Genomic DNA, 19621 nt, shown 5'->3' with positions numbered 1-19621 from the left:
GCGTAGTATTGTCGCGATGCGCGCGGCCGGCCGCCGCGCTGCGCCCAATGACAATACGCGCCCGGCGGATCCGCGGCGCGCGCCAAGGAGACGAACGCCCATGCCTACCCCCGCCCCGCTCAATGACATCGTGGCCATGCCCGCGCACGCGCTGTCGGATGCCATCCGCAGCCGCCGGGTGTCCTGCCGTGAAGTGATGCAGGCGTACCTGGCGCATATCGACCGGGTCAACCCCAAGCTGAATGCCATCGTCGCGCGCCGCGACAGCGATGAGCTGCTGCGCGAGGCCGATGCGCGGGATGCGCAATTGGCCGCGGGGCAGTGGCAGGGATGGCTGCACGGCATGCCGCAGGCCCCCAAGGACCTGACCGCCGTGCGGGGCATGGTCATGTCGATGGGGTCGCTGGTCTACAAGGACGTGGTGACGGCGCACGATTCGATTCTTGTCGAGCGCATGCGCGCCGCCGGCGCGATCTTCATCGGCCGCAGCAATGTGCCGGAATTTGGCCTGGGCTCGCACACCTACAACAAGGTTTATGGCGCCACGGGCAATCCGTATGACGTCACCAAGACGGCCGGCGGCAGCAGCGGCGGCGCGGCGGCGGCGCTGGCGGCGCGCATGCTGCCCGTGGCCGATGGCAGCGACTTCGGCGGCTCGCTCCGCAATCCCGCGGCGTTCTGCAATGTGTATGGGATGCGTCCGTCGGCCGGGCGTGTGCCGTCCGGTCCGTCGCCCGAAGTCTTCCTCAAGCAGCTTTCCTACGAAGGCCCCATGGGGCGCACGCCGCGGGACGTAGCGTTGCTGCTGTCGGTGATCGCCGGCCACGACAAGCGCGCGCCGTTGTCGCTGACGGACGATCCGGCGCAATACGCGCAGCCGCTGGACGCGGACTTGTCCGGTAAGCGCGTGGGTTGGCTGGGCGACTGGAACGGCTACCTGGCGATGGAACCCGGCATCCTGACGCTTTGCGAAGCAGCCTTGAAGGACCTGGCGACCGCCGGCTGCCAGGTCGATGCGTACCAGGTGCCTTTTGCGGGCGACCGGCTGTGGCGTATCTGGCTGGCGCACCGCCACCTGATGGTGGGCGGGCAGTTCCATGCCCTGGTCAACAATCCCGAGACGCGCAAGCTGGTCAAGCCCGCGCTGATCTGGGAGGTCGAGGGGCTGGAAGGCTTGACTGCCCGCCAGATCTATCAGGCGACCGAGGAACGCAGCGCGTGGTATCAGACGGTGCTGCGCATGTTTGAAGACGTCGACTTCCTGGCGGTGCCGTCGGCGCAGGTGTTTCCGTTCGACGTGAACCTGGATTGGCCCAAGGAGATCGCAGGCCGCCAGATGGATACTTATCACCGCTGGATGGAGACCGTGACGCCGTGGACGCTGGCCGGTTGCCCGGTCATCAGTGTGCCGGTTGGCTTTAGCGCCGCAGGGCTGCCGATGGGAATGCAGTTGATCGGCCCGCCGCGCGGCGACCTTGCGGTGCTGCAACTGGCCCATGCGTACGAAAAGGCGCGTGATTGGGTGCAGGACAGGCCGCCGGTTGCGCTGTGGGAGGCTGCGGGCTGACCGCGCGCAGAGTTTCGGGCAACTGGCCCGTGACCGGCCGGCCTATGAAACGCCGCCGATCTATCGACGGCGTACCCCTGCTAACAAGGTCCGCTTGATTTTATGTAATAGAACTTTGCATTTTCCCGACAAGCTCGCCATGTTTTGCGTTTTCCGGCGTTTTTCATGGCTGTGATGCGGCACCTTTGTAATAATTGTCGAAATTTCCCACATTCCCGTAAGAATGCGCTGGCTGCCGGCGGGGAAATCACCCAGGGGCGTCCCGGCAGGGCGTCGACGAGTCGATACAGTACAAAGGTCTCCCGGTATGAAGAATGTGACGCTCCGCCAAAGAATCATGGCCAGTTTTCTGGCCATTCTTGCCATCATGACGTTGATGGTGGTGGTGGACTACCGGCGGCTTCTGGATGTCGAAGCGGAAGCCCAGATGATCAACACCGACGCCGTGCCCGGCATCTACTACAGCACGTCGATCCGGGCAGCATGGTTCGCCGGCTTCGTCGTCGTGCAGGACGCCTTCAATGCGCCGACCGAGGCCGAGCGCCGCGCCGCGCTGGAAGCCCTGCCGCGCAACGACCAGCAGCTTGAGGAACACATCGACTTCTACCGGCGCACCATCGCCCGGCAGGACGACCAGCAGATGTTCGACGACTTCCAGAAGGAATTGCTGGAGTACAAGCGCATCCGCGCCGACATCCTGACGCCGGCCCTGCTGGCGGATCCGGCGCGGGCGCAGACGCGGATCCTGACCGAGTTGCGGCCGTCGTTCTACCGGGGGCGCGACATCCTGGCCAGGATGGTGATCGAAAACAAGAAGCAGGCGGACGATGCTGCGGTGAGCATCCAGAAATCCGTGGAGTCGGCCGAGACCGGAATGCTAGTGTCCCTGCTGATGGCGATTGCCGCGTCCATCGTGTGCGGCTACCTGCTGATGCGCGCCATTGCCAACCCCATGCACGACATCGTGAAGACGCTGGAAGCGACGGGCGGAGGCGACCTGACGCGGCGGCTGAAGCTGGCGCGCAACGACGAATTCAACGCCATCGAGACCGGCTTCAACGGCATGGTCGACGAGCTGACCGGCCTGGTCGGCCGGACGCAGCGCTCGGCCGTGCAGGTGGCCACGTCGGTAACGGAAATTGCCGCGACGTCCAAGCAGCAGCAGGCCACCGCGTCGGAAGTCGCCGCCACCACCACCGAAATCGGCGCGACGTCGCGCGAGATCTCGGCGACCTCCCGCGAACTGGTGCGCACCATGACCGAAGTCTCCAGCGCGGCTGAGCAGACCGCGACGCTGGCCGGCAGCGGGCAGGTGGGCTTGGCGCGCATGGAAGACACGATGCGCAACGTGGTGGGCGCGGCGGGCTCGGTCAATGCCAAGCTGGCGGTGTTGAATGAAAAGGCTGGCAATATCACGCAGGTCGTGACGACCATCACGAAGGTGGCGGACCAGACCAACCTCTTGTCGCTGAATGCGGCGATCGAGGCCGAGAAGGCGGGCGAGTACGGCCGCGGCTTCGTGGTGGTGGCCACCGAGATCCGCCGCCTTGCCGACCAGACTGCGGTGGCGACCTACGACATCGAACAGATGGTGCGCGAGATCCAGTCGTCGGTGTCAGCCGGCGTGATGGGGATGGACAAGTTTTCCGAGGAAGTGCGCCGCGGCATGGCCGACATGCAGCAGGTGGGCGACCAGCTCTCGCAGATCATCCAGCAGGTGCAGACGCTGGCGCCGCGGGTGCAGATGGTCAACGAAGGCATGCAGGCGCAGGCCACCGGGGCCGAGCAGATCAACCAGGCCCTGCAGCAGCTCAGCGACGCGGCCCAGCAGACGGTGGAGTCGCTGCGGCAGTCCAGCCTTGCGATCGAAGAGCTGACACTGGTGGCCAACGACCTGCGCAGCGGCGTGTCGCGCTTCAAGGTGTGATCGCGTCCATGACTGCTCCTGCCGTCCGCGCCCGCGCCGCCGCGAGCCACGCCGGCTCCGCGCGCCGGCTGTACCTGCTTTTCAGAATTGGCGCGGATCGGTATGCGCTGGACGCCGGGGATATTGCCGAAGTGCTGGGGCTGCGCGTCTTCAAGCAGGTGCCGGGCGCGCCGCATTGGGTGGCCGGCATGATGGAACGCCGCGGCGTTGCCGTGCCGGTCCTCGACATGAGCGCGCTGGCCGGCGCGGGCACGTCCGCCGCCGTCACCAGCACGCGCGTGGCGCTGGTGCGCTACCGGCCGGATCACACTGACGCCGAGCGGCTGCTTGGGCTGATCCTGGAACAGGCCACCGAAACCGTCTACTACGACCCGTCGGGGTTTCAGCCGCATGCGCTGGACAATGCCGAGGCGCGCTATCTCGGTCCGGTTTTGAGCGACGCGCAAGGCATGGTGCAGGCCGTTTCGGTCAATGATCTGCTGCCCGCCTACGTGCGGGCGCTGCTGTTTCCGTCTGACGGCAACGCGTCGGCAGCCGAGGCGCAGCCATGAGCCTGGTCGAGGAATTCAGCGGGCTGCTCAAGCGCCGCATGGGACTGGACAGCGGCTCCATCGGCCAGGCGGCCGTCGAGCGCGCGGTGCGGCACCGCATGCACGCGGCTGGGGTGGACGATGAGCAGGACTATCTGATGCGCGTGCAGGCCTGGCCTGACGAGATGCAGCAGTTGATCGAAGCCGTGATCGTGCCCGAGACCTGGTTCTTCCGGTATCCGGAATCGCAGGATGCGATGGCGGCGCTGGCACGCGAGCGGTTGTTCGCGCCTGGCTGTGAAGGGCGCACGTTGCGGGTGCTGAGCGTGCCGTGTTCCAGCGGCGAAGAGCCGTATTCGATTGCCATGGCGCTGCTGGACGCGGGCGTTCCGCCGCACCGGTTCCATGTGGATGCCTTGGACATCAGCGTGCGCATGGTGGAATTCGCCCAGCGCGCCGTGTACGGCCGCAATTCGTTTCGCGGAGGCGATCTGGCGTTCCGCGATCGCCATTTTTCCGAGGTGCCAGACGGCCATCAACTGGCTGCGCGCGTGCGCGGGCAGGTCCGATTTCAGCCGGGCAACCTGTTTGATCCGAACCTGCTGGCAGGCGTCGCGCCGTATGACTTCGTGTTCTGCCGCAACCTGTTGATCTATTTCGACTTGGCGACGCAGGAGCGGGCAGTGCAGGTGCTGCGCCGGTTTGCGCGCGATGACGGTGTGCTGTTCGTGGGACCGGCCGAGACCAGTCTCCTGACCGGCCGCCGCCTGCCTGCCGTGCCGCTCGCGCGGTCCTTTGCATTCCGCGCCAAGCCTGCGCCCGCGCCGGCAGAGATGCCGGCTGCTGCGCGCGCGCCGCTGTCCGGCCAGGGTCCGATCGTTCACGCCTGGACGCCGCCGCGCCGCCCGGTCGCGCAGACGCCCGCGCCGCGGCTGCCGGTGCCACATGCGGCAATTGCCGATACGCCATCCGCACCGCCCGCCGCCGCAACGGGGCTGGCCGCGCAGGCGTCGCTGCGCGAGATCGCCGCGCTGGCCGATCTGGGCCGGGTGCGAGACGCCATGGCGAAATGCCAGGCGCACATCGAGATCCACGGCGCCAGCGCCGACGCGCTGCATCTGCAAGGTTTGCTGCTGGACGCGGAAGGGCAGTCGCGGCAGGCGCAGGCCGCGTACCGCAAGGCGTTGTATCTGGACCCGAACCACCGCGAGGCGTTGCTGCATCTGGCCGCGCTGGTGGCATCGGATGGCGATCACGAGGGCGCCCGCCGCCTGCAAGCGCGCGCGGCGCGCGGGGACGCGCGACGTGACTGACGCGATCGAAGCCCTGTCCGGCGTGGACGACTGCTGGAACCGCATCGGGATACGCGGCGACAAAAGCTGCCCGCAGCTTGCCGAGCATGTGCATTGCCGCAACTGTCCGGTGTATGCCGCGGCGGCCAAGCGTATCCTGGACCGCCTGCCGCCCGCGATGGAAGCGGCCGACGAGGCCGCCCCGCCCCAGCATTCGGCCAAGCTATCCTCGCTGCTGGTATTCCGGCTGCACCGCGAATGGATGGGCCTGCCGACCCGGTCGCTGGACGAGGTGGCCGGCACGCGCGGCATTATCAGCCTGCCGCACCGGCGCGATCCGGCGGTGCTGGGCGTGACCAACGTGCGCGGCACGCTGACGGTGTGCGTATCGCTGCAGCGCCTGTTGGGCCTGGATGCCGCGGCGCCGCAGGCGCGCGAGCGTCCTGCCACCGCCCGCATGCTGATTTTCGGCGGCGCGGGCCGCGCCGTGGTGCTGCCCGTGGACGAGGTAGAAGGCATGCACGAAGTGGACCTGGAAGCGCTGGAGCCGCTGCCGTCGACGGTGCAGGGCGCAAGCCTGAAGTATTCGCGCGGCGTGGCGCGCTGCGGCGGCCGCGCTGTCGGGGTGCTGGACGAAACCCTGCTGATGCAGGCATTGGAACGGAGCCTCGCTTGAATCCCGATCAGATGCGCGACGCCTCGCTCCTCGAACTGTTCCAGATCGAGACCCGCACCCAGGTGCAGGTCTTGAACGACGGGCTGCTTGCCCTGGAAAAGAACCCCACGTCCGCGCCTCACCTTGAAGCCTGCATGCGCGCCGCGCATTCGCTCAAGGGCGCGGCGCGCATCGTGGACCTGCATCCGGCGGTGCGCATCGCGCACGCCATGGAAGACTGCCTGGTGGCCGCGCAGGAAGGCCGACTGCTTTTGCAGGCGGCCGACATCGATGCCTTGCTGCTGGGCACCGACCTGCTGCAGCGTGTCGCGACGCCGGGCGTGGAATTGGACGCCGAGATCGGCGATCTTGTGGCGCGGCTGAGCAGCGCGCCCAATTTGCCCAACGCGTCCAAGGCGCCCAGCACGTCTGGCACGCCGCCGGCACCGGGCCCGCGCTCGGGGCGGGCGTCGGACTACCTGCCGCCGATCGTGCGAATCGAAGACGAGCCCGCCGCCGCCGCGCCAGCGCCCGCCGCAAAGCCGCCCGCACCCGCCACAATGCCATCGCGCCGCAGTTCGGACGGCAGCTTGGGCCAGGGCGAGCGGGTGCTGCGCGTGACCGCCGACACGCTGAACCGCCTGCTCGGCTTGTCCAGCGAGACCCTGGTCGAGTCGCAATGGGTGGGGCCTTTCAGCACGGCCATGCTGCGGCTGCGGCGGATGCAGACGGGCGCGGCGCACGCGTTGGACGGCCTGCGCGCCGTACTGGCCGATCAGCAACTGGACGCGCGCGGCCAGTCCGCACTGGACGACGCCCAGCGCATCCTTGAACAATGCCAGCGTGAACTGACGCAGCGCGCCAGCGAAGTCGACGAATTCGGCTGGCGCATGAATCATCTGACGCGGCGCCTTTATGACACCGCTCTCGCCTGCCGCATGCGGCCCTTTGGCGACGGCGTGGGCGGCATGCCGCGCATGGTGCGCGATCTGGGGCGTTCGCTGGGCAAGCAGGTTCGCCTTGAAATCGAGGGCGAAAACACGCAGGTGGATCGGGACATCCTCGAAAAGCTGGATGCGCCGCTCATGCACCTGCTGCGCAACGCCGTGGATCACGGTATCGAGGCGCCCGACGTCCGCGAACGCGCCGGCAAGCCGGCCGAGGGCCTGATCACGCTGTCGGCGCGCCATTCGGCGGGCATGCTGCTGGTCGAACTGGCCGACGACGGCACCGGCATTTCGCTGGACCATCTGCGTGAAGAAGTCGTCGAACGCAAACTCACCAATGCCGAGACCGCGTCGCGCCTGAGCGAAGCCGAGCTGCTGGAATTCCTGTTCCTGTCAGGTTTCAGCACGCGCGACGAGGTGACCGAGATATCCGGGCGCGGCGTTGGGCTGGACGTGGTCCAGACGATGGTGCGCCAGTTGCGCGGCGCAGTACGGGTCTACCAGCAGCAGGGGCGGGGCACGCGCTTTGTGCTGGAGATGCCGCTGTCGCTGTCGGTGGTGCGCAGTCTGCTGGTCGAGGTGCAGAACGAGATCTACGCGTTTCCGCTGGCGTACGTCAGCCACGCGTTGCAAGTGGACGCCCAGGACATCGAGCAGCTGGAGGGCCAGCAGCATTTCCGGTTCCAGGACCGGCAGATCGGCCTGGTGTCGGCGCGCCAGATCCTGCGCGCCGGCGAGGCCGCGCCGGCCACGGAGACCTTGTCCGTGGTGGTGGTGGGCGACCATGACCGGCTCTACGGCATCGCCGTGGACCGCTACGTGGGCGAGCGCACGCTGGTCGTGCAGCCGCTGGATCCCCGCCTGGGCAAGGTGCAGGACGTGATGGCGGGATCGCTCATGGATGACGGCACGCCGCTCCTGATCCTGGACGTCGAGGACATGCTGGTGTCCGTCCAGAAGCTGATCGAGGGCGGGCGGCTGTCGCGGGTCGACAGCGGGTCGGGCGCCGCGGCCGCGCGCCGCCGCAAGCGCGTCCTGGTGGTGGATGATTCATTGACGGTTCGCGAGCTTGAGCGCAAGCTCCTCTTGAACCGCGGATTCGATGTGGCGGTCGCCGTGGACGGCATGGACGGCTGGAACATGCTCCGCAGCGAGGACTTCGATCTGATCGTGACCGACGTCGACATGCCCCGCATGGACGGCATCGAGCTGGTGTCGCGGATCAAGGCGGATCCCAGGCTGCAGGCCCTGCCCGTCATGGTGGTGTCGTACAAGGACCGGGAAGAGGACAGGCAGCGCGGGCTGGATGCCGGCGCGGACTACTATCTGGCCAAGGGCAGCTTCCATGATGATGCGCTGCTCGACGCCGTTGAAGACCTCATCGGGAAGGCACGGACGTGAGAATCGGGATCGTCAACGATATGCCCCTCGCCGTCGAAGTCCTGCGGCGAGTCATTACATTGGAACCCGGCCTTGAGGTCGCCTGGACGGCGTCCGACGGTCTGGAGGCCGTCCAGCAATGCGCGCGCGACCGTCCCGATGTCGTGCTGATGGACCTCATCATGCCCGTCATGGATGGCGTCGAGGCCACGCGCCGCATCATGGCCGAAACCCCCTGCGCAATCGTTGTGGTCACCTCCGACGTGGCGGGCCACACGTCGCGCGTCTTTGACGCCATGGGTCACGGGGCGTTGGATGCGGTGGACACGCCGGTGGTCGGCGCCGCCGACATGCGCACGGCGGCAGCCCCGCTGCTGCGCAAGATCCGCAACATCGGCTGGCTGATCGGCCGTTACGGCAATCGTGCCGCATTGACACCGGTCAGCAAGCCTGCGGCGCCCGCGAGCACGCGCCGGCTGCTCGCGGTGGGCGCGTCCGCCGGCGGCCCGGCGACGCTGGCCCAACTGCTCCGCGACATTCCCCTGGATTTTCCGGCCGGCATCGTGCTGGTGCAGCACGTGGACGCGTCGTTTGCGGCGGGCATGGCGGACTGGCTCAATGACCAGGTGCCGCTGCCGGTCAGGCTGGCGCGCGAAGGCGAACGGCCGTTGCCCGGCCAGATCCTGCTGGCGGGCACGGATGACCATCTGACGTTGCTGGAGGATGGTACCCTCCGGTACACGGATTGCCCGCGCGAAAGCCTGTATCGGCCCTCCATCGATGTCTTCTTTCATAGCGTCGCGCAGCACTGGCGCGGCGTCGCGGTCGGCGTGCTGCTGACCGGCATGGGCCAGGACGGCGCGCGCGGCCTGAAGGCGCTGCGCGAGCGTGGATGCCTGACCATCGCACAAGACCAGGCCACCAGCGCCGTCTATGGCATGCCGAAGGCGGCCGCTGCCATGCAGGCTGCGGTGGAAATCCGGCCGCTCGAACAAATCGCGTCCCGCGTGATTCAGGCTTTCGCCTGAGCCGCGGGACATCGTTAGCATCAAGGACTCACTATGCTCCCATCCCCCGACGACACGGTCTCCGCGGATCTCAATTCGCATGGGGCGATGGTGTTGCTCGTCGACGACCAGGTCATGGTTGGAGAAGCGATCCGGCGCGCGCTCGTGCCCGAGGGCAACATCGATTTTCACTATTGCTCGGATCCCTACAAGGCCTTGAGCGTGGCGATCCAGACCCGGCCCACGGTCATCCTGCAGGATCTGGTGCTGCCCGGCGTGGACGGCCTGAGCCTGGTGCGCGAGTACCGCGCCCATCCCGTCACGCGCGACATCCCCATCATCGTGTTGTCCACCAAGGAAGATCCCGCCATCAAGAGCGCAGCCTTCGCGGCGGGCGCCAACGACTACCTGGTCAAGCTGCCGGACTCCATCGAGCTGATCGCGCGCATCCGCTACCACTCGCGTTCATACATGGCGCTGGTGCAGCGCGACGAAGCCTATCAGGCGCTGCGCCAGAGCCAGCAGCAACTGCTGGAAAGCAATATGGAGCTGCGCCGCCTGACCAACTCGGATGGCCTGACCGGTCTGGGCAACCGGCGTTACTTCGATGAATATTTGAATGCAGAATGGCAGCGCGCGGGACGGGACAGCCGCGAGATCAGCATGCTGATGATCGACGTGGACCACTTCAAGTCCTACAACGACACCTATGGCCACATTGCGGGCGACGAAGCGCTCAAGCGCGTGGCCAACACCATCTTCGCCAGTTGCGACCGTTCCACCGACCTGGCGGCGCGTTTTGGAGGCGAGGAGTTTGCGCTGGTGCTGCCGGGCACGCCGGGCGGCAGCGCGCGGCTGGCGGCCGAAAAGCTGCGCCGCGCCGTGGAAGCCATGCAGATTCCCCAGCGCGACGCGGGCTTTGGCCCGTGGCTGACGGTGAGCATCGGGTTGGCGACGGCGGTGCCGCAAGAGGGGCAGCCGTGCACCGAACTGATCCAGGCCGCCGATCGGGGCCTGTATGAAGCAAAGCGGCAGGGGCGCAACCGGGTGGTGCCCGGACAGCTCTGATGCGCGTGCCTGCCGCCCCGCCTGCTAGCGGGGTTGGCGGCGGCTGATGCCGGAAGCGCCCAGCATCAGCAACAGGCTGACGGCAACGGCCACCGTGGCCATCGCCATGCCTTCTCCCACTGATCCCTGCTCGAACTGCCGCCACACGAAGATCGACACGGTCTGCACGCCGGCCGGCGCCAGCAGCAGCGACGTCACCAATTCCCGGGACGCCACCGCAAACACCATCAGCATCGACGCCGCCAGCCCGGGCAACACCAGCGGCAGGACGATGCGCCGCAGCGCGCGCGCTGCGCTGGCGCCGTGGACCCGCGCCGCCGCTTCCAGGTTGGCGCCGATCTGCGCCAAGGCCGCGCCGACATACCGCACCGGGTAGGGCAGAAGCAGGCAGGTGTACGACAGCAGCAGGATGCCCCAGGTCCCGTAAGGCGTGGCCGGCCAGAACGGCTGGTTCCACGCCAGGATCAGGCCGACGCCGACCACCACGCCGGGCAATGCCGCGGGCAGCAGGGCCAGCGCGTCGATGAGCGCGGCCCCGCGCACATGACGACCCGCGACGCACCACGCCGCCAGCAATCCGACCGCGCCTGCCAGGAATGCCGTCCCGCTTGCCAGCGACAGGCTGGTCGACAGGGCTTCCCACGCGTCGCCACGCGTATGGAACAGCGCGGCAAAGTTGGCCAGCGTCAGATTGCCGGCCGCGAGGCCGCCCGACACGTTGCGCGTCAGCGCGGCCGCCAGCATCGAGGCCAGGGGCGCCGCCACCGCAATCAACGCCACTGCGGCGAAACCTAACAGCACAGGGGCGCGCCATGGGCCGAGTTCAACGCGCGCCAGCGGCGCCGGCTTGCCCGTCGTGGTTTCGAAACCCCGGCCCGCCAGCGCGGCGCGTTGGACGGCGTAGGCGGTCAGGGCCAGCGCCACCAGCACCAGCGACAGCAGCGATGCGCCGGGCAGGTCGATGGGCCAGTCGGCGAGCCGGCGTTCGATGGCGGTGGTCAGCACGGCAACGCCCGATTGCGACCCGAGCGCCGCGGGTACGCCGTACTCCTCGATGGCAAGCGTGAACGCAAGCAGCAGGCTGGCGGCAATGGCAGGCAGCGCCAGCGGCAGCGTGACGCGCACGAAGGCGCGCCACGGACCCGCGCCGAATACGCGTGCCACGTCCGCCATCCGCGCGCCGGTGGCCGCCATGCTGCGCGAGACGGCAAAGTACACGACGGGAAAGATCGCCAGGCCCATCGCCAACGTCACGCCGGTCGGCGAAAACAGCAGCGGGCCAAGATTGAAGCCCGTCAGCTGTTCCAGATAGCCGCGCGGCTGCAGTGCCATCGTCCACGACAACGCGGCGATGTACGGCGGAAGCAGAAAGGGAACCAGGAACAGCAGGTCCCACATCCGCGCCAGCGGCACGCGGAACAGCCCGCGCAGCGCACCAAGCGGAATGCCGATGGCGGCGCTGACCGCGGCCACGCCCAAGCCCAGTTTCAGCGTGCCGCCGATCAGGCTGAGCGTGCCGGGACTGCCCAGCGTCGCAGGCCAGGCGCCGAACGGATCGCGTAGCGAACCTTCGCCCAGATGGGGAAAGACGGCTTGCAGCGCCACGAACGCCATGGGCAAGGCGACGAGCACCGCCAGGGCGGCCAGGGTGGCGGCCGCCAGGAGATAGATGCTTTTCATGGAGGGGATCGGATGCCGGGCAGGCCGGCATCCCGGCCTGTCAGTGTTGGCCGAAGATCCGGCCGAAGCGGGTCAGCACCTCGGCCCGGCTGGCGCCGGACTCGGTGGCGGTGTCGGGCAGCAGGGCCAGATCCTTGAACACGGGCCGCTTGGCGGCCACGTCCTGACGCGCGGGCATCAGCCAGGCATCTGCCACGGCGCGCTGGCCTTCTTCGGACAGCACGTAGTCCACGAACTTGCGCGCCTCGTCGGCCTGGCGCGCGGTCTTCAGGATCATCATGGGACGCGGAGCGATGGCGGTGCCGCTGGACGGGAAGATGACCTTCACCGATTCGCCCTTGGCGACGCTGGCATACGACACGTAATCCACCGCGCCGAACACCGCCGCCTTGGCGCCTTGCAGCACTGGCGTCAACGCCTGGGCATTGGGCCCGGAGATGGTCATGCCGTTGTCGCGCAGCGTTTCGAACAGCTTCCACGCGGCCTCGCCCTGGGCGTTTTGCAGACCCAGCAGCAGGTCGAGCGACGCGCCTGACAGGGCCGGATCCGGCGTGGTGACCAACTGCTTGAATTGGGGGGCGGTCAGATCTGACCAGTCGCGCGGTTCGGGCGTGCCGCTCTTCGTGTTCCAGACGATGCCCAGCGCCGAGATGCCTTGCGCGACGTAGGTGGGCGCCTTGAAGCGCGCAGGCACCTGCGCGGCGTTCGGGCTTTCGTAGGCCATCAGCCAGCCGCGCTGGTCCAGGTCCTGAGCGGTATCCCAGGAGGCCGAGATCAGCACGTCGGCGCGCGGGTTGGCCGCTTCGGCCTCCAGGCGCGCCATGACCTTGCCCGTGGTGGCCTGGAACACGTCCACCTTGATGCCGGTCTTGTCCTGGAAGCCGGCTGCCAGTTGCTTGATGAGGCCGCCCGGTCCGGCGGTGTAGACGGTCAGCGCCTTGGCCTGGCCCGAGGCCAATCCGATAGAAAGCGTCATGAAGAGCGTTGCGAGTAGTTGGGAAGAAGGTGCGAGTGACATTTAAGCAGAGTCCTTGTTGACCGGAACGAGTTCGGCGATGCGGCCGTTTTGCATGCGGGCGATCGTGTGCGCCAGCGCATGGGCTTCCTCGTGGTCGTGGGTGACGTAGACAGCGGTCGTGCCGATACGGCGCAGCAGCGCGCCGATCTCGGCGCATAGCGTTTCGCGCAGCGTCCGGTCCAGGTTGGAGAGGGGTTCGTCGAACAGCAGCACGCGCGGGCGGGCGACAATGGCGCGCGCCAGCGCCACGCGCTGCTGCTGGCCGCCGGAGAGGTCGGCGGGGCGGCGTTCGGCATGTTCATGCAGGCCGACCATGGCAAGGGCGTCGCGCACGAGCGCGGGGCGCTCGCGGCGCGAGACGCCCCGCATTTCAAGCGGAAAGGCCACGTTGCTGGCCACGCTCATGTGCGGCCAGAGGGCGTAGTCTTGAAACACCATGCCCAGGCCGCGGCGCTCCGGCGGCTCGTGCTGGCCCGCGCTGCTGACCACCGCGCCACCGAACCGGATGTCGCCGTGCTGCGGCCGCAAGAGGCCCGCCAGCGCCTTGAGCAGCGTGCTCTTGCCGCAGCCGGACGGCCCAAGCAGCGCCAGGACCGTGCCCGCAGGCACGTCCAGGTCCACGCCGTCCAGCACCGTATGGCCGTTGAACGCATGCCGAAGGCCGCGCACAGCGATGGCCGTGCCGCCGGCATTGGAGGCGGGCGCGTTCAAAACCGATGCCGCATGCCGAGGTTCAGGCCGAACTGGTTCTTTCCCGGCTCGACGTTGGCGCCATACTTGCCGCCGACCACGCTCAAGGACGATTTGTCGTCGTTGATGGCGTAAGCCGCCACCGCGTACAGCGTGGTGCGCTTGGACAGATCGTATTCATTGCCGAGCACGATCATGGTCGACTTCTGGCCCGTGCCGGCGGCCTGTACGGCGGGGCAGGCGGCATTGTTCATGTCGTCGCACACCGAGTCGTTCAGGTGGTAGACGGCAGCCGACAGGCGCATGTTGCCCTGCGGCTTGTAGCTGGCGCCCAGCCACGTCATGTTGTTCTTGTAGCTGCGCTGCGTCAGCTTCTGGTCCAGCCAGCGGTAGCCGGCGTAGACCTTGACGTCCTCGAAGTCGTACGACACGCCCGCGACCACGCGGTCTTCACGGTTGCCGCTGTTGGCGCCCGTCTTGGGTTTGTCAGCGTTCTTCGAGTGATACAGCACCGCGGCGTCCAGGCCGCCCGACTTGTAGCGCAGACCGCCGCCCACCATGCGTCCTAGCTTGCTGTCATCGAACGACTGTTCGTTGTTCCAGCCGAAGCTGTAGTAGCCGCCGACGGACACGGGGCCCAGCTTGCCGACGTACATGACGGCGTTGTCGGTACGGTCCGAGAACGCGGCGTCAGGCCGCTTGATCGAGAAGTTGGCGTTGTCGAACGGGTTGTACTTGCTCATCCATTCGATCATCAGCGTGTTGTGGCGCCCCAGCGTCAGGCGGCCCCACGTGTTGCTGGAAAAGCCCACGTAGGCCTGGCGCCCGAACAGCCGTCCGCCTTGCAGCGTGGTGCCGTTGCTGGAGTCAAAGCCGTTTTCAAGCACAAAGATGGCGGAAACGCCGTCGCCCAGGTCCTCGGACCCCTTCAGACCCCAACGCGAACCGTTGAGGTTGCCTGCGCTCATGCCCGTCTTGCTGTTGCCGTCGGGACCGTTGCTGAGGTACTGCAGGCCGGTGTCGATCAGGCCATAAAGCTGGACCGAGGTGGCGGTGGCGGCGAGCGCGGCGGGCGCTGCCAGGGAGAAAGCGGACAGGCAGGCGCCAGCCGCCGCAATGCGGAGTGTCGATTTCAAAATGAAAGTCCTCTTTGGGATTCAATCGGAGCCGACACTCTAGGGGCGTGTTGCTACACGTCGATGACACTGCCCCACATGCATTTGCCACTGCCTTGCGGGTGAGCCCCGGCAAATGGCCTTTGATGATCCCGCCGCAGGTTACCCGGGCGTCTTGCCGTCCTTGCGATGCGACCGGAACAGAAGATGGGTCGTCGCCAGATGAAAGCGCACCGCGATTTCGGCGCATTCGGGATCGCGCGCGCGGATGGCGGCGATGATCTGGCGATGGTGTTCTACGCTGCGCAGCATGTCGTCGCGGCCGTAGAAGTAGAACGAGCCGATGATGATCGGCATGTCCAGCAGGTTCTCGACCAGGGATCGCACCCGCGCGGACTGCGCGGCGTTGAGCAGGGCGTGGTGGAACAGATTGTTGTAGTGCTGGACCTGGGCCACATGATCGGGCGCGCCGGAGTTGACGGCGTCGAGCATGCACTGGTTGATGCGGTCCAGTTCGTCGATCTGCTCGGGCGTGGCGCGCTCGGCGGCGGCCTTGGCGGAATAGGGTTCGAGCAGCATGCGCAGCTCGAAGGCCTCGTCGATGTCGCGGTCCTGCCAGCCCAGCACGACCGCGCCGCGCCGGCCTTCGCGGGTAACCAGGCCGTCCGCGATCAGGCGTTCGATCGCGTTGCGCACGGGCGTGCGGCTGACCGAGAGCTGCGCGGCGATGTGCTCCTCGCGCAGCGGCTCGCCGGGCAGGAACGAGCCGGCCATCAGGCGGCGGCGCAACTCTCCGTATACGTAATCACTGGCGCTCGACATGACGCGGATTGGCTCTTCTCGGATGTGGAAGCTGGGACTATAACAACGGCGCGCGGGGCCATGGGCGCCGAGGCTTTGGCCGCCGCGCGAGCGGGTTCTACACCTTCACCCCGTGCTCCGCCAGACGTGCCAGAAAGCGCGGCCAGACCTCGGGATTGAGCAGACGCGCAGGCTTGCGCCCGGCGAGCATGTCCAGGATCTGCGTGGCCGACCCCTGCGCCACCTTGCAGCGGCCTTCGTGCGTGACGCCGCCCGTGTGGAAGGCGGCGGCCACGTCCGGCCGCTGCAAAAGGCCGCTGCGCGGAGGCGGCGGTTCCACCTGCCAGACGTCCAGGCCAGCACCCGCAATATGACCAGATTCCAGCGCCGCGAGCAGGGCGTCTTCCTCATGGATGCCGCCGCGTGCGGTGGAGACGAACAGCGCGCCGCGCTTCATCCGGCGCAAGGCGGCAGCGTCGACCATCCCTCGCGTGACGGTGTTCAGCGGGCAGTGCAGGCTGACGATGTCTGCCTGTTCCAGCAGCGCATCGAACGAGACGGGCGCGGCGCCGCGTTCGGCGATCTGTGCGTCCGTCAGCAGCGGGTCGTACGCAATGACCTTCATACCGAAGCCCGTTGCGATCCGCGCCACCCTGCGTCCGATCTCGCCGATGCCCACGATGCCGATGACGCGGCCTTCGATCTCGTGACCCATCAGGGCTTCGCGGCTGACGGCGGTGCCCGCGCGCAGCGCGGCTTCCGATTCGCCCAGCCGCTTGACCAGCGACAGCAGCAGGGCGAAGGTCATTTCGGCGACCGACGCGGCATTGGCGCCGGCCTGGTTGACGACCGCCACGCCCGCGCGGGTGCATGCTGCCACATCCACCGTGTCGTAGCCCGCGCCGCCCGAAGACACGCACAACAACTGCGGGCACTGGGCCAGCAGGTCCGCCGACACTTGCCAGCGTGCCGGCACCTCGTCCTTGGCCGCGCTGACGTGATAGGCGTGCGCGCCGGCCAGACCAGCGGCCGTCACGGCATCGCCGCCGGCCGGCAGCACGCGCAGGTCCAGCGTGCCGTCCCGCGCAATGGTCTCGTCGAACACCGGATCGATCCATAGATCCAGACGCGCGACGCGCAACTGAGGCCTGCTGACTGCCGCACCGCTCATGGCTAGACTCCCGTGCAACCCAACGAACGCAGACGGGCGTCGACCCACGACGTATCCAGCGTGCCGGCGGCAATGTCCGCCAGCATCTTGGTTTCCACGTCGTGCTTTGCCGCTGCGGCCTCAAAAATGGCCTGCGCCTGATCGAACGGCACGGCAAGCAGCCCGTCGTCGTCGCCCAGGATCAGATCGCCCGGGGCGATGGTCATGCCGTCCAGCGCGACCACGCAGTTGATCTCGCCGGGGCCGTCCTTGTACGGGCCGCGGTGCGTGACGCCGGCCGCATAGACGGGAAACGCGCTGCGGCGGATGGTGCCGCAGTCGCGGATGGCGCCGTTGATGATGATGCCCGCGATGCCGCGCGACTCGGCGTAGGTCGTCATGATCTCGCCGATGATCGCGTTGGTCAGATCGCCGCCGGCGTCGACCACGATGACGTCGCCCGGTTGCGCCAGGCTCAGCGCCTTGTGCACCAGCAGGTTGTCGCCAGGACGCGTGCGCACGGTCAGTGCCGGGCCGGTCAGCGGCGTGCCGTCGTGCATGGGCCGCAGGCGCGCGCCGCCGGCCGTCATGCGCGACATGCAGTCGCTGACGTTGGCGACCGGCACCTGGCGGAATTTGTCGACCAGTTCCTTGCTGACCGCGCGTTGGCGGGCGTGGATTTCAAAACCTGTCATCACTGCTCCTGATAGCGGAATATCTACAAATCGGGTTCACTGCTTCGGAATGCCGGCTTCCTGCACGACTTTGCCGAAGGCGTCGTGGTCCGTGCGGTGGCGGCGCGCCAGGTCTTCGGGCGAGCCCTTCAGCACGCTGTAGCCGGCGTCTTCAAGCTTCTTGATCAGTTCGGGGTTGGACTGCACCTTCTGCAGCTCGGTGTTCAGCGCGGCGATCACGTCATCGGGCGTCTTGCCCGGCGCCATCAGGCCCCACCAGATCGACTGGTTGATGGTCGGAAAACCGCTTTCAGGAAAGGTCGGCACGTCGGGCAGGGCGGGCGAACGCTCGCTCGCGACGACGCCCAGCGCGCGCACCTTGCCGCCGCGGATCTGCGGCAGCAGCGACGCGACGGAGCCCACGTAAATGTCGATCCGGCCGCTGGCCAGGTCGGGGAACGCCTGGCTCCAGCCGCGGTACGGCACGTGCATCAGTTCCATGTTGGCGGCCTTGCGCCACAAGTAGCCGGTCAGGTCGCCCGTGCCGCCGATGCCGGGAATGCCGAGCGAAACCTGGTTGGGGCGCGCCTGCGCGGCCTTGACGACGTCGGCGATGGTCTTGAACGGCGAGTCGGGCACCACGACGAAGACGCTGGGCGAAGACGCCACGGGGCCGACCGGCTTGAAGTCCTTGAAGGTGTCGTAGCTGAGCTTGCTGTAGAGCCAGGGGTTCAGCACGATGTTGTCGGTCTGCGCCATGACCAGCGTGTGGCCGTCGGGTTGAGCGCGCGCCGTGGCGTCCAGCGCAAGGTTGCCGCCCGCGCCGGGCTTATTCTCGACGACGATGTTCCAGCCGGCGTCCTGGCTGATGGCGCTGCCGATCATGCGCGTCAGGGTGTCGGTGCCGCCGCCGGGGGGAAACGGCGAGATCAGGGTGATGGGGGACTTGCCCAGGTCGGCGCCATGCGCGGCGGCGCAGCCCAGCACGAGCGTTGCGGCCAGCAGTTTCTTGAACAGTTTCATTGTCTTCCTCACGAAGTGTTTGCAGATTCGGTCCGCGCTCTGTGGCGCGGTGGGGGTGTCAGGACTGGCGGGCCAGCGTGGTCAGCCAGGCCAGGCGCGCCTCGACCGTATCGGGCGCCGGGGCTTCGCCCTTGGCGCGCGCGGCCTCGATGCCACGGGTGGATCGCGCAAAGAGCTGTTCGACGCCATCAAGCACCAGCGGCTCAAGGCCCGCTTCATGCAACTGGTCGCGCGCTTCGCGCACTTCGGCCAGCCGGCGCGGCGCATGCAGCACGTGCGAGCGCACGAACGAGTCCATGAACGCGGTCAACGGCGTGCGGTCGATGTCGGCCAGCACTTCGTACAGCGATTCGCGCAGACCCATGCGCTCGGCCGCCACCAGGCATTCGACGGCCAGGCTTTCCATGCCTTTGGTCATGATGCTGCGCAAGAGCTTCAAACGCACCGCGTCGCCGGGCTTGCCTTCGATGATCCGGACCGTGGCGCCCGCGCTTTCGCCCAGCGCCGTCACCACGGCCGCGCCTTCGCCGGCGCATAACAGTGGCGTCTTTTCGGCCAGCAGGGCAATGGCGCCCATGATGGCCACGTCCATGAACGGGATGGCGCTCGCGGCAGCGGCGGCGGCCGCCTTCTGCATGTCGGGCGCGCTGGCCGTGGTGAAGTCGGCGTAGACGGCGCCGGCGCGCATGTGGGGAAAGGCTTGCGCGGCGACTTCCGCCGCGCTGTAGCCGTACACGGCCGAGACCACGACGTCGGCCTCGGCCAGCCAGGGGCCCGGTTCAGCATGCAAGGCGGCCTCTGCGGCCTTGGCGCGGTCCGCCATGTCGACGTCCGAGCGCAGGTCGCAAATGCCGCTGATGCGATGACCCGCAGCGATCCAGGCTCGGGCGTAGCAGTGGCCGACCTCGCCACATCCAATCAGTGCAATTTTCATCTTAAAAACACATTAAAAAAACAATATGTGTTTATAGATCCGCAAATTGGCCGGGAAAAGAAGGTGTTTACCCCTAGGTTTGATCCTAATGCAGTACATAAAAAAAACAAATGGGGCTTGCCTTGGTGTGGGTGACAGCGGCGACGCCGAAGGCGCCGCACGG

At 67.5% G+C, this 19621-nt stretch carries 17 protein-coding genes; 8 read left to right on the top strand and 9 right to left on the bottom strand.

The window, feature by feature from the left end:
- Nucleotides 1–100 precede the first annotated feature (100 nt).
- The 8 genes from B3098_RS24625 to B3098_RS24590 all read left to right on the top strand — a co-directional run bounded on the left by B3098_RS24625 (nucleotide 101) and on the right by B3098_RS24590 (nucleotide 10373).
- Nucleotides 101–1567 (top strand): amidase, encoded by a 1467-nt coding sequence (locus tag B3098_RS24625; RefSeq protein WP_286899614.1) that lies wholly within the window; start codon nucleotides 101–103, stop codon nucleotides 1565–1567.
- A 307-nt stretch (nucleotides 1568–1874) separates the two neighbouring features.
- Nucleotides 1875–3494 carry a methyl-accepting chemotaxis protein gene (locus tag B3098_RS24620; RefSeq protein ID WP_175121204.1) on the top strand — a complete coding sequence of 540 codons (1620 nt, stop codon included), beginning with the start codon at nucleotides 1875–1877 and terminating at the stop codon, nucleotides 3492–3494.
- 8 nt (nucleotides 3495–3502) lie between these two features.
- The gene (locus tag B3098_RS24615; RefSeq protein WP_286899611.1) at nucleotides 3503–4045 is read left to right on the top strand and encodes a chemotaxis protein CheW; all 543 of its coding nucleotides are present in this window, start codon (nucleotides 3503–3505) and stop codon (nucleotides 4043–4045) included.
- Complete coding sequence (locus tag B3098_RS24610; protein ID WP_286899608.1) at nucleotides 4042–5337, top strand: CheR family methyltransferase; 1296 nt, start codon at nucleotides 4042–4044, stop codon at nucleotides 5335–5337. The genes B3098_RS24615 and B3098_RS24610 overlap by 4 nt, the downstream gene beginning before the upstream one ends.
- A complete protein-coding gene (locus B3098_RS24605) occupies nucleotides 5330–5992 on the top strand; it encodes a chemotaxis protein CheW (RefSeq protein ID WP_286899606.1) in 663 nt (220 codons plus the stop codon). Before B3098_RS24610 ends, B3098_RS24605 begins: the two co-directional genes overlap by 8 nt.
- Nucleotides 5989–8319, top strand: a complete 2331-nt coding sequence (locus tag B3098_RS24600; protein WP_286899605.1) for a hybrid sensor histidine kinase/response regulator — start codon at nucleotides 5989–5991, stop codon at nucleotides 8317–8319. The genes B3098_RS24605 and B3098_RS24600 overlap by 4 nt, the downstream gene beginning before the upstream one ends.
- Nucleotides 8316–9326, top strand: a complete 1011-nt coding sequence (locus tag B3098_RS24595; RefSeq protein WP_175121209.1) for a chemotaxis response regulator protein-glutamate methylesterase — start codon at nucleotides 8316–8318, stop codon at nucleotides 9324–9326. Before B3098_RS24600 ends, B3098_RS24595 begins: the two co-directional genes overlap by 4 nt.
- Nucleotides 9327–9359: 33 nt before the next feature.
- The gene (locus B3098_RS24590; protein ID WP_175183722.1) at nucleotides 9360–10373 is read left to right on the top strand and encodes a response regulator; all 1014 of its coding nucleotides are present in this window, start codon (nucleotides 9360–9362) and stop codon (nucleotides 10371–10373) included.
- A gap of 24 nt (nucleotides 10374–10397) precedes the next feature.
- Here B3098_RS24590 and B3098_RS24585 read toward each other — a convergent pair whose 3' ends face one another.
- From B3098_RS24585 to B3098_RS24545, 9 genes are all read right to left on the bottom strand, one after another.
- Nucleotides 10398–12053 (bottom strand): ABC transporter permease, encoded by a 1656-nt coding sequence (locus B3098_RS24585; RefSeq protein WP_286899600.1) that lies wholly within the window; start codon nucleotides 12051–12053, stop codon nucleotides 10398–10400.
- A gap of 40 nt (nucleotides 12054–12093) precedes the next feature.
- Nucleotides 12094–13029, bottom strand: a complete 936-nt coding sequence (locus B3098_RS24580) for an ABC transporter substrate-binding protein (protein ID WP_279971207.1) — start codon at nucleotides 13027–13029, stop codon at nucleotides 12094–12096.
- A 42-nt stretch (nucleotides 13030–13071) separates the two neighbouring features.
- Nucleotides 13072–13782 carry an ABC transporter ATP-binding protein gene (locus tag B3098_RS24575; RefSeq protein WP_105239282.1) on the bottom strand — a complete coding sequence of 237 codons (711 nt, stop codon included), beginning with the start codon at nucleotides 13780–13782 and terminating at the stop codon, nucleotides 13072–13074.
- Nucleotides 13779–14897, bottom strand: coding sequence for a porin (locus tag B3098_RS24570; protein WP_218344169.1), 1119 nt, complete (start codon nucleotides 14895–14897; stop codon nucleotides 13779–13781). The genes B3098_RS24575 and B3098_RS24570 overlap by 4 nt, the downstream gene beginning before the upstream one ends.
- Before the next feature lie 141 nt (nucleotides 14898–15038).
- The gene (locus tag B3098_RS24565) at nucleotides 15039–15698 is read right to left on the bottom strand and encodes a GntR family transcriptional regulator (protein WP_279971201.1); all 660 of its coding nucleotides are present in this window, start codon (nucleotides 15696–15698) and stop codon (nucleotides 15039–15041) included.
- A 97-nt stretch (nucleotides 15699–15795) separates the two neighbouring features.
- Nucleotides 15796–16848: an NAD(P)-dependent oxidoreductase gene (locus tag B3098_RS24560; RefSeq protein ID WP_286899597.1), complete on the bottom strand. Its 1053-nt coding sequence runs from the start codon at nucleotides 16846–16848 to the stop codon at nucleotides 15796–15798.
- 2 nt (nucleotides 16849–16850) lie between these two features.
- On the bottom strand, nucleotides 16851–17522 hold the full coding sequence (locus tag B3098_RS24555) for an RraA family protein (RefSeq protein WP_286899595.1): 672 nt from the start codon (nucleotides 17520–17522) through the stop codon (nucleotides 16851–16853).
- Between the two features lie 36 nt (nucleotides 17523–17558).
- Complete coding sequence (locus B3098_RS24550) at nucleotides 17559–18524, bottom strand: Bug family tripartite tricarboxylate transporter substrate binding protein (protein WP_175136242.1); 966 nt, start codon at nucleotides 18522–18524, stop codon at nucleotides 17559–17561.
- 58 nt (nucleotides 18525–18582) lie between these two features.
- On the bottom strand, nucleotides 18583–19458 hold the full coding sequence (locus tag B3098_RS24545) for an NAD(P)-binding domain-containing protein (RefSeq protein WP_286899593.1): 876 nt from the start codon (nucleotides 19456–19458) through the stop codon (nucleotides 18583–18585).
- Nucleotides 19459–19621: the final 163 nt, after the last annotated feature.

Origin of the sequence: Achromobacter sp. UBA2119 (assembly GCF_002331005.1) — a bacterium.
In the GTDB taxonomy this organism is placed as follows: Bacteria; Pseudomonadota; Gammaproteobacteria; order Burkholderiales; family Burkholderiaceae_B; genus Achromobacter; species Achromobacter animicus.
The sequence above is the reverse complement of the archived record's forward strand: the minus strand, read 5'-3'. Positions and strand labels throughout refer to the sequence as shown.

What these genes read in the sequence shown, in the direction of transcription:
- B3098_RS24625 (WP_286899614.1), top strand. Translation starts at nt 101, where the DNA reads ATGCCTACCCCCGCCCCGCTCAATGACATCGTGGCCATGCCCGCGCAC.
- B3098_RS24550 (WP_175136242.1), bottom strand. Translation starts at nt 18,524, where the DNA reads ATGAAACTGTTCAAGAAACTGCTGGCCGCAACGCTCGTGCTGGGCTGC.
- B3098_RS24620 (WP_175121204.1), top strand. Translation starts at nt 1,875, where the DNA reads ATGAAGAATGTGACGCTCCGCCAAAGAATCATGGCCAGTTTTCTGGCC.
- B3098_RS24610 (WP_286899608.1), top strand. Translation starts at nt 4,042, where the DNA reads ATGAGCCTGGTCGAGGAATTCAGCGGGCTGCTCAAGCGCCGCATGGGA.
- B3098_RS24565 (WP_279971201.1), bottom strand. Translation starts at nt 15,698, where the DNA reads ATGTCGAGCGCCAGTGATTACGTATACGGAGAGTTGCGCCGCCGCCTG.
- B3098_RS24580 (WP_279971207.1), bottom strand. Translation starts at nt 13,029, where the DNA reads ATGACGCTTTCTATCGGATTGGCCTCGGGCCAGGCCAAGGCGCTGACC.
- B3098_RS24615 (WP_286899611.1), top strand. Translation starts at nt 3,503, where the DNA reads ATGACTGCTCCTGCCGTCCGCGCCCGCGCCGCCGCGAGCCACGCCGGC.
- B3098_RS24555 (WP_286899595.1), bottom strand. Translation starts at nt 17,522, where the DNA reads ATGACAGGTTTTGAAATCCACGCCCGCCAACGCGCGGTCAGCAAGGAA.
- B3098_RS24585 (WP_286899600.1), bottom strand. Translation starts at nt 12,053, where the DNA reads ATGAAAAGCATCTATCTCCTGGCGGCCGCCACCCTGGCCGCCCTGGCG.
- B3098_RS24545 (WP_286899593.1), bottom strand. Translation starts at nt 19,458, where the DNA reads ATGAAAATTGCACTGATTGGATGTGGCGAGGTCGGCCACTGCTACGCC.
- B3098_RS24590 (WP_175183722.1), top strand. Translation starts at nt 9,360, where the DNA reads ATGCTCCCATCCCCCGACGACACGGTCTCCGCGGATCTCAATTCGCAT.
- B3098_RS24560 (WP_286899597.1), bottom strand. Translation starts at nt 16,848, where the DNA reads ATGAGCGGTGCGGCAGTCAGCAGGCCTCAGTTGCGCGTCGCGCGTCTG.